Source organism: Vreelandella titanicae BH1, from assembly GCF_000336575.1.
Classification (GTDB): Bacteria; Pseudomonadota; Gammaproteobacteria; order Pseudomonadales; family Halomonadaceae; genus Vreelandella; species Vreelandella titanicae.
Genome location: NZ_AOPO01000003.1, coordinates 70,521 through 82,782 on the forward strand (window position 1 = coordinate 70,521; position 12,262 = coordinate 82,782).

Annotated in this window: 12 protein-coding genes; 6 read left to right on the plus strand and 6 right to left on the minus strand. The window is 55.1% G+C overall.

Features of this window, described 5'->3' with window-relative positions:
• Positions 1–50 precede the first annotated feature (50 nt).
• The 5 genes from HALTITAN_RS07715 to HALTITAN_RS07735 all read left to right on the plus strand — a co-directional run bounded on the left by HALTITAN_RS07715 (position 51) and on the right by HALTITAN_RS07735 (position 4,129).
• Positions 51–878, plus strand: coding sequence for an alpha/beta fold hydrolase (locus HALTITAN_RS07715; RefSeq protein ID WP_009286755.1), 828 nt, complete (start codon positions 51–53; stop codon positions 876–878).
• Between the two features lie 9 nt (positions 879–887).
• Positions 888–1,136, plus strand: a complete 249-nt coding sequence (locus HALTITAN_RS07720) for a YkoF family thiamine/hydroxymethylpyrimidine-binding protein (RefSeq protein WP_039858708.1) — start codon at positions 888–890, stop codon at positions 1,134–1,136.
• 134 nt (positions 1,137–1,270) lie between these two features.
• The gene (locus tag HALTITAN_RS07725) at positions 1,271–2,290 is read left to right on the plus strand and encodes a TRAP transporter substrate-binding protein (protein ID WP_009286756.1); all 1,020 of its coding nucleotides are present in this window, start codon (positions 1,271–1,273) and stop codon (positions 2,288–2,290) included.
• Positions 2,287–2,799: a TRAP transporter small permease gene (locus tag HALTITAN_RS07730; protein ID WP_009286757.1), complete on the plus strand. Its 513-nt coding sequence runs from the start codon at positions 2,287–2,289 to the stop codon at positions 2,797–2,799. The genes HALTITAN_RS07725 and HALTITAN_RS07730 overlap by 4 nt, the downstream gene beginning before the upstream one ends.
• Before the next feature lie 25 nt (positions 2,800–2,824).
• Positions 2,825–4,129, plus strand: a complete 1,305-nt coding sequence (locus HALTITAN_RS07735) for a TRAP transporter large permease (RefSeq protein ID WP_022520018.1) — start codon at positions 2,825–2,827, stop codon at positions 4,127–4,129.
• 78 nt (positions 4,130–4,207) lie between these two features.
• On the opposite strand, the gene gabT is transcribed toward HALTITAN_RS07735, so the two are convergent.
• From gabT to csiR, 6 genes are all read right to left on the minus strand, one after another.
• Positions 4,208–5,485 carry a 4-aminobutyrate--2-oxoglutarate transaminase gene (gene gabT, locus HALTITAN_RS07740; protein ID WP_009286758.1) on the minus strand — a complete coding sequence of 426 codons (1,278 nt, stop codon included), beginning with the start codon at positions 5,483–5,485 and terminating at the stop codon, positions 4,208–4,210.
• 94 nt (positions 5,486–5,579) lie between these two features.
• Positions 5,580–6,518 carry a GGDEF domain-containing protein gene (locus HALTITAN_RS07745; RefSeq protein WP_009286759.1) on the minus strand — a complete coding sequence of 313 codons (939 nt, stop codon included), beginning with the start codon at positions 6,516–6,518 and terminating at the stop codon, positions 5,580–5,582.
• Positions 6,505–7,314, minus strand: a complete 810-nt coding sequence (locus tag HALTITAN_RS07750; RefSeq protein ID WP_051051935.1) for an EAL domain-containing protein — start codon at positions 7,312–7,314, stop codon at positions 6,505–6,507. The genes HALTITAN_RS07745 and HALTITAN_RS07750 overlap by 14 nt, the downstream gene beginning before the upstream one ends.
• A 278-nt stretch (positions 7,315–7,592) precedes the next feature.
• Positions 7,593–8,807, minus strand: coding sequence for a CaiB/BaiF CoA transferase family protein (locus HALTITAN_RS07755; RefSeq protein ID WP_039858709.1), 1,215 nt, complete (start codon positions 8,805–8,807; stop codon positions 7,593–7,595).
• A 42-nt stretch (positions 8,808–8,849) separates the two neighbouring features.
• Positions 8,850–10,028, minus strand: coding sequence for an acyl-CoA dehydrogenase (locus HALTITAN_RS07760; RefSeq protein WP_039858710.1), 1,179 nt, complete (start codon positions 10,026–10,028; stop codon positions 8,850–8,852).
• A gap of 136 nt (positions 10,029–10,164) precedes the next feature.
• Positions 10,165–10,884 (minus strand): DNA-binding transcriptional regulator CsiR, encoded by a 720-nt coding sequence (gene csiR, locus HALTITAN_RS07765; RefSeq protein WP_022520012.1) that lies wholly within the window; start codon positions 10,882–10,884, stop codon positions 10,165–10,167.
• 361 nt (positions 10,885–11,245) lie between these two features.
• On the opposite strand from csiR, the gene HALTITAN_RS07770 reads away from it, so the two are divergent.
• Positions 11,246–12,217 (plus strand): TAXI family TRAP transporter solute-binding subunit, encoded by a 972-nt coding sequence (locus HALTITAN_RS07770; RefSeq protein WP_027957372.1) that lies wholly within the window; start codon positions 11,246–11,248, stop codon positions 12,215–12,217.
• Positions 12,218–12,262: the final 45 nt, after the last annotated feature.

The window sequence follows — 12,262 nt, forward strand, 5'->3', positions numbered from 1 at the left end:
CATGTTTCACATTAGCCGTCTTCCTGCCTTTTTAACGCGCGAGCCTTGCCATGCCTGCTAATGCTGCCCAACGTCCCCGTTTAGTGTTTGCCCATGCCAATGGTTTTCCGGGCTTAAGCTATCGCAGCCTGCTGAACCCACTGGCAGAGACCTTTGATCTGCACCCTCTGGATCGCCTGGGTCACCACCCTGACTACCCCGTTAATCATAACTGGGGCAACTTGGTGGATGAGCTGCTGAGCTACCTACCCGAGACGGATACGCCGCTTCTGGGCGTGGGGCACTCTTTGGGTGGCACGCTAATGGCCATGGCCGCGGATAAGCAGCCCGAGCGCTTCTGCGGGGTGATTATGCTTGATCCCCCTTTGATGCTGGGGAAGGACGCCTGGGCAATGAAAGCCGCCAAGCGGTTTGGCTTTGTGGATCGAGTTACCCCTGCTGGAAAAACCTTGGGTCGGCGCACCGTGTGGCCGAGTCGCGAAGCGATGGCAAGCTCGCTGGGTCGCCGGGGGCTGTTTCGTCGCTTTACCCCAGAGGCGCTCAACGACTACATTGAAGCAGGGACGCGCTTGCTAAACGATGGCAGTGCAGAACTGACCTTTGATCCTGGTATTGAGGTGGAAATTTTCCGCCACCTGCCGGATCACCTATCGCGCCTGCCGCAGCGTTTGGGCGTACCGTTAGAACTGGTGGCGGGCAAAGAGTCCCACCTATTGACCGCTTCACGTATAAAACGCTTGAAGCGTAGAGGGCTATCGGTGAGTGAAGTCCCCGGTACGCATATGTTCCCGATGGAGCATCCGGACGAGACCCGTGCCGCTATTTTGGCTGCCTGGCAGCGTTTATCCAGCGTCCGTCAGCCCCAAAACACAGCGTAAGGAGGCGTTATGTATCTTTCCGTACAGCTTAGCTATTACCCGTTGGCCGATGACTTCAAGCCGGTGGTCAAAGAGGTGGTGAAACGCCTTGAGGCGACAGGATTGGAAGTACACCCGAATCGCATGAGCACCCAGGTATTTGGCGAGTTCGATGCTGTGATGGCAGCGCTAACTGAGGTGATGAAGTGGTCGTTTGAGACCCATGGCAAAGCGGTCTTTACGGCTAATTTCCTCGAAGGCGATCGTCGGCCACGCTAATCACGCAGCATAGGCAACGCCGTCCACTGGGCGGCGTGTCGTTGTCTGGTCCGTTCGCGTCGCTATGGGACATAAATGGTTCCCAAATGACTGTAGTTTAATCCCTATACCAATCAAAAATAGGGGTTAAAAGAATGTTCCATCCTGCTGATTTAAATAACAAATTCCCTCATTCAGGTAAAAAACTTTCGATAGCGCTAGGGGCACTACTCGTCAGTGGCTATGCGCATTCCCAGTCGGTCAGTATGGACTTCTCCAATGAGTATAATGCGTCCTCCATTCATGCTCAGGGCGATGCCTATTTTATTGATAAGCTTGCCGAATTAACCGATGGCGAAATTGATATCACGCTGCATACGGGTGGCTCGCTCGGCTTTAATTCCGGCGATCATTTTTATGGCGTGGCCGATGGCGCCGTCGAGATAGCTGATACCCTCTCGGGCACCATGAGCGGCATCAATTCGCTATTTCTACTCTCTTCGCTCCCCTTTATTGTCGACGACGTTGCCGATGCGCGGCGACTTTATGACATAGCGAAACCCTATTACGAAGAGGTGTTCGCCGATAATAACCAGGTGCTGCTGTATGCCTCGCCCTGGCCGCCGAGCGGTATCTGGTCGGAAGACGAGGTCGCGAGCCAGGACGATCTTGAGAGCCTGAAGATTCGCACCTTTGACCGTAACGGTACCGAGACATTTAGAAATGTAGGTGCCTCGCCGGTCAGCCTGTCCTGGGCCGATGTGGTACCCCAACTGGCCACCGGCGGTATCGAGGCGGTGTTAACGTCCGCCGAAGCGGGGGCCAATGCCAGCTTTTGGGAGCACCAGAATTACTTTGCCGGGGTTCAGTACGCCATTCCCCTTAACATGGTGCACATGAATCGCGATGCGTTCGAATCGCTTACCGACGCTCAACAGGATGCGGTCATGGAAGCGGCCAGCCTGACTGACCAACACAACTGGGAAGCGGTTGAAACGCGTACCGAAGAAAACTACCAGACGCTTAGTGAGCACGACGTCGTGATCAGTGATCCCGTCTCGGACGAGTTGCTAACGCCTCTCAAGGAAGCCGCCAGTGGCGTGGTCGAGAGCTGGCTGGAGAATACTGGTGATGACGGCGAGTCGATCTTGAGCGAGTTCCGAGGCGCCGAATGAGGGCGCTCAATGTCATTGAGCGTATCTCTAAGCTGCTCAATCGGGTCGGTGCTGTCATTGCCGTGCTGCTCATTATTTATATGCTCGGCCATATCCTGTTAGAGATAGCGCTGAGGCTGTTTGGCCACTCGACGTTTATCCTCGATGAGTATATCGGCTATGCAGTGGCTACGATGTCCTTTTTAGGCCTGCCTTATGTGCTGGAGAAGGGCGGGCTGATCCGTGTCTCTCTGCTTCTGGAACGCTTTCCTGAAACCATGCGCTGGCCGCTGGAGCTATTCAGCAGCTTGGTAACGGCAGGTTGCTTTGTGTGGCTCTCGACCTTCTGGTTTCAGAATGTTCTGCGTAGCTACAGCCGCGACACCGTCAGTGAAACCATGGCAGAGACGCCTATTTGGCTGCCGGAGAGCGCCATCCTCGTGGGCATGTGGTTAATTTCCATCACGCTGTTAGTCAGAGCCCTAAAAATAATGGCTCTGCGTTCAGGCTACTCGTCTAGCGTCAATTGAAGCAGCGACTAATAGGAAAGGCGTTATGGATATTTTTTGGTCGGCCGTCGGGGTCGGCGTACTGCTGTTGTTCTTTTTGTCGATGGGCACCTGGATTTTTGCATCCATGCTGGCCGTGTCCATTGGCTCGCTTTGGCTGTTTGGCGACTTCGGTGCTGATCGTATCGGTCTGATTTTTTCGCGAATTCTCTATCGTGCCAGTAATAGCTGGGAGTTATCGGCTATCCCGCTGTTTATATTGATGGGCGAGCTGATTTTTCGCTCCAATATTTCCGAGCGGCTTTTCAAAGGGCTGGTGCCGATCACCCGCCATTTGCCGGGCGGTATTCTCCACACCAATGTGCTTGGCTGTACGCTGTTTGCGGCGGTGAGCGGCTCCAGCGCGGCGACGACCGCGACGATTGGCAAAATCACCACCCAGGAGCTGAAAACGAGGGGGTACGATCGTAACCTATCGATCGGTTCGCTGGCGGGCGCCGGTAGCCTGGGGCTGTTGATTCCGCCTTCGATCGTGATGATCGTCTATGGCGTTCAGGCGGAAGTCTCTATTAGCCAGCTGTTCATGGCGGGGGTAGTGCCGGGCCTGTTAATTGCGCTGCTGTATAGCGTGTATATCGGCGCGAGGACCTATTTGTCGCCGTCGTTGGCACCCAAACAGGCGGCGACTGACCAGAGCGTAGGGCAATCCATTCTGCTTCTGCTGCCCGTGCTGGTGTTGATCAGCATCGTGATTGGCTCTATCTATAGCGGTATTGCCACGCCCTCGGAGGCGGCGGCGGTGGGCGTGGCCGCAACGCTGGTGCTGCTTGGCGTCGAGCGCCAGCTTTCGGCGCGGCTGTTTATTGAGGCGTTCAGAGGCACGTTAATCACCAGTATCATGGTGTGCAGCCTGTTGATTACCGCCACGTTGCTCTCCACGGCGATGGGCTACCTGCACCTGCCCCGGGAGCTTGCGGAGTGGATCGCCGCGCAAAACTTTACCCCGATGTCGTTGTTGCTGGCGCTGGCGGTTTTCTATGTGGTGCTGGGGCTTTTCCTGGACGGTATTTCGATCACCGTGATGAGCCTGCCGATTACGCTGCCGATCGTACTGCTGGCGGGGTTCGATCCCATCTGGTTTGGCATCTTCCTGATCATCATGATCGAGCTTGGCCAGATAACGCCGCCGGTCGGATTCAACCTGTTTGTGCTGCAAAGCCTGACAGGGGAAAGCATCAGCCGGGTGGCCCTGGCAGCGCTACCTTTCTTCCTGCTGATGTGCGTGGCGGCCTTGATCATCAGCTTATGGCCGGATATTGCCTTGTGGCTGCCTCGCTTTATGGCGGAATAAGCAGGTTAGGTATCCACACAAGTAAAACCGCCGCCCCAAATTTGGGCGGCGGTTTGGTTCTTGCTGACTAACGCTTAATTACACCAGCGAATCCAGGCAGGACTCAATAATATCCAGGCCTTCATTGAGCACGTCATCTTGAATGGTGACGGGCATCAGGAAGCGGATGGTGTTGCCGTACATGCCGCAGGAAAGAAGGATCAAACCCTCTTCGCGGGCTTTCTTGCATAGCGCGGCCGCTAGTTCTGGGTTAGGCGTATGGTCGGCTTTGTTCGACACCAGTTCAAAGGCAGCCATCGCGCCCATGTTGCGCACGTGGTCGATGCAATCAAACTTATCTGCCCACACGTTGAAGCGCTTGGCCAGCTTGTCGCCCAGGGCCTGGCTCTTCTCCAGAATGTTCTCTTCTTCAAACACTTCCATGACCGCTAGCGCCGCCGCACAGGCAGTGGGGCTGCCGGTGTAGGTGCCGCCCAGCGAGTTAGGGCCTGAAGCGTCCATCACTTTGTCGGTGCCTACGATGGCGGAAATCGGCATACCGTCGGCCATACTCTTGGCCATGGTCATAATGTCCGGCTCAACGCCGCTATGCTCAATGGCAAACATTTTGCCGGTACGGCCAAAGCCTGACTGCACTTCATCGACTATCATCAGCATGCCGTGCTCATCGCAGATTTCGCGAACCTTGGTCAGGAAGCTGGTAGAGGCCGGGTAGAAACCGCCTTCGCCAAGCACCGGTTCGAGCACGATGGCCGCGGTATCTTTGGGGTTGGCATCGGTTTTCAGCGTCATTTTCAGGCCGCGAATGGCTTCGTCTTCGCTAACGCCGTGGTAAGGCACCGGGTAGGGCGCACGGAAAACGGTGCCCGGCATGGGGCCGAAGTCGCTCTGGTAAGGCGCCACCTTGCCGTTCATGGCCATGGTGAAGAAGGTACGGCCGTGGTAGCCGCCATCGAAGCAGATAACGTTAGAACGACCAGTGGCGGCGCGGGCGATCTTGACCGCATTTTCCAGCGCTTCCGCACCCGAGTTGGCCAGCATGACTTTGGCATGGCCACGAACGGGCACGATGTGACTGAGTTTTTCCGCGACTTTCACGTAGCCTTCATAAGGCATGACCGTTTGGCAGGTATGCATCAGCTTATCGAGCTGGGCTTTTACCGCTGCGACCACTTTGGGGTGACGGTGACCTACGTTGAGTACGCCAATGCCGCCTGCGAAGTCGATAAAGCGGTTGCCGTCCGCGTCCCAGATTTCAGCGTTTTCAGCGTGGTCGGCGAACGCCGTTGCGGGGCTTGCAGCGCCAGCAGCGACGTATTTATGTTTTAGCTCGTTTAGTTCGGCATTGCTGCTCATGGCTTACTTCCTAATTGATGAGGATTGATCTTTTAGCATAGTGCTTAATAGGGGTGCCTGATAGGGGCCTGATTGTGAAGTTTAAAAGCGTTGCCTACATGGATGACGAGGCAATGACAACACGGTTGCGCCCCGTCTGTTTAGCTTGGTACATAGCTTTATCAGCACGATCAAGTAGCCGTTTGCCCGAGGCTTCAACGTAGCTGGCAATCCCCGATGAGAGCGTCATCGTTAATTGGTGCTTAGTAAACGTTTGTTGCGCGACGCTTTCACGAATGCGTTCCATGCCTTGGTAGGCTTCTTCAGAATTTACGCCTGGCATAATGATTAAAAACTCTTCACCGCCCAATCGTATGTGCAAATCGGTATCGCGCAGTACAGCACTCACTAAGGAGGTGATCTGTTGTAAAACGCTATCGCCCGCGCTGTGCCCATAGGTATCGTTGATCGCTTTGAAGTCATCCAGGTCATAGATCGCGATGCTGAAAGGTGTTCCATACCGCTCGCAGCGCTTGATCTCTTCATCCAGGCGCTGCAAACCGGCACGACGGTTGAGCAGCTCCGTTAGCTCATCGTGGTGAGCCAAATGATCCAAGCGCTCATTAGCCTGCTTGAGCCGCTCTTCTAGCTGTTTGCGCTGGGTAATGTCGATTATAAAAGTGACTTTACGCGGTTCGCCGTCGTCAGCCTCAATACGCGCAGCTTCGGCGATGATGGTGCGTCTTCCGCCGTTTTTGAGAACCACATCCCACTCTTGGCGCAGCTCTTGATCCTCGTTGCCCTGCATAAACTCAGCATGCAGCGCTGATAAAATCGCATGGTTCTCTTCGGGCACTACGTGGGTAAGGTGCTGGCCTAAAAGCTCTTCCTGCCGGTAGCCATAAAATTCACAGTAAGCTGGATTGACCATTTCAAAGTGACCCGAAGGGGTTGTAATACAGATTCCAATCGGTGCCGCTTTGATGACGTTTTCGGTGTTGCGCTTGGAGCGGTTAAAAAGCTGGTAAAGCTGATCAGGACTAATATCTTGCATCCATCGCTCCTAACTTGTCATGCGCTTCACTTTTTAACCCAGCGAGCAGGGGAGTAATGTCCTGGCCCAGCGAGTTGATGGAAGGCTTCGCAAAGTAGAAACCCTGCTGCTGGACAATGCCAGCCCGTGCTAGCCATAAGGCTTCGGCACGAGTCTCGACACCTTCGGCGATAAGAGTCATATCGAGCTCTTGGGCGAGCAGGATGATCGCGTTTAACAGTGCTTGGCGGCGAAGATCCTTATCGCAGTTCATCACCAGCTCACGATCGATTTTAAGTTTATCGGGGGTTAAGTCAGTGAGCAGGTCAAGGTTGGCGTAACCATTGCCAAAGTCGTCAAGCGCCGTCTTAAAGCCCATGGAGCGGTAGGCATTAATAATATTGCACAGGTGTTGCCGGTCGCGGACGCGCTCGGTTTCGGTGATTTCAAAAATAAGCCGATGGGTAGGCCAACCCACCCGTTTTGATACCGCTAACGTTGCCTGGATGCAGGCTTCGGGCTCATAAACGGCGTTGGGCAGAAAGTTGATCGAAAGGTCGGTTTGCATATCCAGTGCGCTGGCCATTTCGATTGCTTTTACCCGGCAGGCCTGATCAAAACGGTAGAGGAGCTCATCAGTCACTTGCGAAATGACGCTCCAAGCGGATTCACCGCACGGCCCACGAACCAGTGCTTCATAGGTGACGATTTGGGCCAGCGATAGATCCACGATTGGCTGAAAGGCCATGGTGAACTCAAAGGGCAAGTCGCCTTCACAGCGTTTGCAACTGCCATTGACGCGTGCGCACTGGCTCATAGCTGCTCCTGAGGGATGGGTGTTGGATGGCGCTGTTAATGCCATAACATTAGATAGATTAATGCCTATAGCCTATGTTGAAGCATTCAACGCTCTTAACTTTAGGTCTTAATATACTTTTTGTATAGCTTTTGTACAATAATGGATTGCGAAGCATTAGCCAGGTGCCTGCTTCTTAGCTTGCAATATTGGTCGCTTCTTTTGGCTTAAAAAAAGGCGCCAAGTAGGCGCCTATAAGAGGGAAGTGCATAAATCGAGTGCATAAACCATTAGTGCTATTAAATGATGCCTGCTGCGCGAAGCGCAGTGCGCTGCTCCAAGCTAATACCAAGTTCTTCCAGCACGCTTTCCGTATGTTGGCCTAAGTGAGGCGGCGCCGTAGTGGCGCTCATTTGGGCACCGTTAAAACGGATAGGGTTAGCGACCAGATCCACCTGGCCTGCTTGGTCGTGGGGCAGGGTTTGCTTAAGCCCGCGGGCTTTCACATGGGGGTCGTCGAACACCCGATCCAGCGTATTGATCGGCCCGCAGGGAACGCCTACGGCTTCAAAAGCGGCTAGCCATTCATCAGTGCTGCGCTGGGCCAACGCCGCTTCCAGCTGCGGAACGAGCAGAGCACGATTGTTTACCCTGGCGCCATTGGTGGCAAAGCGTGGATCTTCCGCCAAAGCCGGTAGCGAAAGCACCGCGCAAAAACGCTTGAACTGCTCGTCGTTGCCGACAGCCATAATCATATGGCCATCCTGGGTGGCAAACGCCTGATAAGGCACGATGTTGGGGTGAGCGTTACCCAATCGCTGGGGCACATTGCCGGAGGTGAGGTAATTGAGTGCCTGATTGGCGAGTACGCCTACCTGCACATCCATTAATGCCATATCGATATGGCAACCCTCGCTGCTATCACGGCGCTGATAAAGCGCCGCTAAAATTGCATTAGCGGCATATAACCCGGTGAATATATCGGTAAAGGCGACGCCACTTTTTACCGGGCCACCGCCGGGTTCACTGTCGGGCTTGCCAGTTAGGCTCATGATCCCGCCCATGGCTTGGATCATAAAGTCATAACCGGCGCGGTGAGCGTAAGGGCTCTCCTGGCCGAAACCGGTAATCGAACAGTAGATCAACCTAGGGTTGAGCGCCTTTAAGCTGGCGTAATCCAGCCCGTAGCGTTTCAGGCCGCCAACTTTAAAGTTCTCTATCAGCACGTCAGAGTTAGCGACTAGCTGCTTGATCACTGCCTGGCCTTCGGGCTTGGCCATATCGACGGTCAGCGAGCGTTTACCTCGGTTAGCGCACAGGTAGTACGCCGACTCTTCGCTGCCCGCCAGCCAAGGAGGGCCCCAGTGGCGGGTGTCATCGCCGCTACCGGGGCGCTCTACCTTAATCACATCTGCCCCCATATCCGCGAGCATTTGTCCGCACCACGGCCCGGCCAGTACGCGGGAAATATCGAGTACTTTTATACCGGCCAGTGGTTTGGTTAGCTCGTTCATAGAGGCTCCGTTAATAAGTGACAAGTGATCAAGGTGCGGTGATTAAAAGAACGACTGAATGCCTGTCTGGGCGCGACCCAGAATCAGAGCGTGTACATCGTGGGTGCCTTCGTAGGTGTTTACCGACTCCAGATTGACCATATGGCGAATAACACCGTATTCGTCGGAGACGCCGTTACCGCCGTGCATATCGCGAGACTGGCGGGCGATATCCAGCGCTTTGCCGCAGTTGTTGCGCTTGATCAGCGAGACCATTTCCGGTGCCCAGTTGCCGCTATCCATTAGCCGGCCCACCTGCAGGGCTGCCTGCAAGCCAAGGGTGATCTCGGTCTGCATATCGGCGAGCTTTTTCTGGATCAGTTGGTTGGCGGCCAGCGGGCGGCCAAACTGCTTGCGGTCGAGGGTGTATTGGCGCGCTGCGTGCCAGCAGAACTCGGCCGTGCCCATCACACCCCAGGCGATGCCGTAGCGGGCTTTGTTGAGGCAGCCGAAGGGGCCTTTCAGGCCACTGACGTTGGGCAGCAGGTTCTCTTCGGGAACAAAGGCGTTATCCAGCACGATCTCACCGGTAATCGATGCGCGCAAAGAGACTTTGCCTTCGATTTTGGGCGTGGTGAAACCTTCGGTGCCGCGCTCGACAATAAAGCCTTTAATCTGATTGTCGTGAGCCGCTGATTTCGCCCATACCACCGCGATATCGGCAATTGGGCTATTGGTGATCCACATTTTTGCGCCAGTCAGGCGGTAGCCGCCGTCGACTTTTTCCGCGCGGGTAATCATGCCACCCGGATCAGAGCCGTGATCGGGTTCGGTCAAACCAAAACAGCCGACCATTTCGCCGCTGGCAAGCTTGGGCAGGAACTTCTGCTTCTGCTCTTCGGAGCCGTAGGTCTCGATGGGGTACATTACCAGCGAAGACTGCACACTCATGGCCGAACGGTAGCCGGAGTCTACGCGCTCTACTTCGCGGGCAATCAAACCGTAGGCTACGTGGTTAACGCCTGCGCCGCCGTACTCGGGGGAAACGGTGGCGCCCAGCAGGCCAAGCTCACCCATTTCGGTCATGATCTCGCGGTCAAAGCGCTCTTCACGGAAGGCGGTTAGCACGCGGGGCTGAAGGTTTTCCTGGCAGTAGTCGTAGGCCGCATCGCGGATCTGGCGCTCTTCATCGGTGAGCTGTTGTTCCAGAAGTAGCGGGTCGTCCCAGTTGAAATGCGTCATGGCGTAGATTCCTCGGATAGTGGGAAGGAATAGATGCAAAATAGCTTGCAGCCAATGTATCGCCGTTTTTTTAAAATATCTACATTTTTTTAAAACGTAGAACTTTGGTCTGGGACGAAGAGCCGAAACGAAAAGCTCAGCCGATGCCGCGCTCTTGAAGGACGCGGGTAATGATCGGTACGGGGGTCATCAGGTGATCGCGCATCAGGGTGTCGGCTTCGGCGGTATCGCGCGCCAGAATGACATCGACCAGCGCAGCGTGCTCCTGGCGCTTAAGCTCCAGCGCCTGGGACGACATCACGGTTTCCTGCAACCACAGGTGGCGGTAGCGCTCTACCTGGTCAAACAGGGTGTTGCGCATTTGCAGTAGGTGAGGGGAGTTGCAGCCGCTGGCAATGGCGGTATGGAAGGCTTTGTGGCGCTGATCCCAGATGTCGAGCAGGTCGTTGGGGGTGTTGATGTCGGTGACCTTGGCCAGCCGATGTGCGGTAGCCAGCACCGTGGCTTCCCAATCGTCGTCGCCGCGCTCTATAGCCAAGCGCAGGATCAGCCCTTCAAGCTGAGCCCGGGCGTCGTAAATATCGTTGAGTTCGGCCAGCGACATGGGTGCTACCCGGTAGCCGCGCTGGCTTATCGCGACCACAAGGCGGTCAGAGACTAACTGCGATAGCGCTTCCCGTAGCGGCCCGGTGCTGGCGCCGTACTGCTCTTTGAGCCTGCTCATCAGCAGCTTCTGCTCAGGCGCATAGCGGCCACGAATAATGTCGTGCTTGAGTTGGCGGTAAGCACTAATGGCGAGGTTCTGCCGCGGCGCGCCTTTATCCCGACTATTGTCCTCTTTAAAACCGGGCTCCATAGCAGTGTGGCTCCTATCCTGAATCAATAATAACGGTGGGGTGGGCGAAATTGACGGCCATTAACAATAAATAATAACAATTCGGCATAAAATAAGACATTTATGCGGGATTTCAGGATTTTAATAGCTGGCTATTCGATCCAGCTGCTGGGCGGTTACACCTTCTGAGGCACTCATGGCTGTATGAGGTAAAGGCACTGCTGCGCTGATAACGCCCTATTAGCATCCAACGCATAAGCCGTGCTAACTTCACCTCCACCGCTTCCGGTTCGTCGTGACGGCAGCCAGAAGCTGGGGCTTCAACACCTCCTTTTTATCGTCAACCATACCTATAAGTCCAAGCAGGACGGAGGAAATGCTCATGAAAACTCTACGCTCTCTATACGCCACAGCCGCTGCCGCTTCTATGCTCGCGGTTGCACTTCCAGCAAGCGCTCAACAACTCTCAATCGCGACTGGCGGTACCGGTGGCGTTTACTACCCTATCGGCGGTGGTTTTGCCGAAATGATCAACAACCATATCGAAGGCGCTCAGGCGACTGCTGAAGTGACCGGTGCCTCGGTTGAAAATATGGGCCTGATCATGCGCGGTGACGCGGATCTCGCCCTGGCTCTGGCCGATACGGTCTATCAAGCCTATACCGGCACGGATGATTTTGAAGGCCGCCAGATTGAAAATACTCGCGCACTGGCGTCGGTTTATCCCAACGCGGTACAGCTGGTGACCCTGGCCGAGTCGGATATCGAATCGATTGCTGATCTAGCGGGTAAGCGCGTTTCCGTCGGTGCACCGGGTAGCGGCACCGAGCTGAACGCCCGTGCATTGCTTGAAGCCAATGGCATTAGCTATGAAGACTTCACTCCCCAGCGCCTTAACTTCAACGAAACCGCTGATGCCATTCGCGACGGTGATATCGACGCCGGCTTCTGGAGCGTTGGGCCACCCACCAGCTCGATTCTCAACCTGGCAGCCACCCGCGATATTCGCCTGATTGGCTTGTCTGATGAAGAGGTAGCCAATGCCCAGGAAGAAGAAGCGGTATTTGCTCCCTACCAGCTTGCTGCGGGTATGTACGACGGTATGGACGAAGCCGTTCAGACCATCGGTATCCCCAACGTGCTGGTCGTTAATGCCGATATGGACGAAGAGCTGGCTTATCAACTCACCCAACTGCTGTTTGAAAACACCGATGAGCTGATTGCGGTTCACCCGGCGGCTAACGACACCACCGTTGAGTTCACTATGGAGTCGACCCCCGTGCCGCTGCACCCGGGCGCACTGCGCTATTTCGAAGAAGTCGGTGCTGAAATCCCGGATCGTCTGCGTCCTTAATCGTGTAATGATATTTTCATAATCAGATTGCCATAAGGACATTGC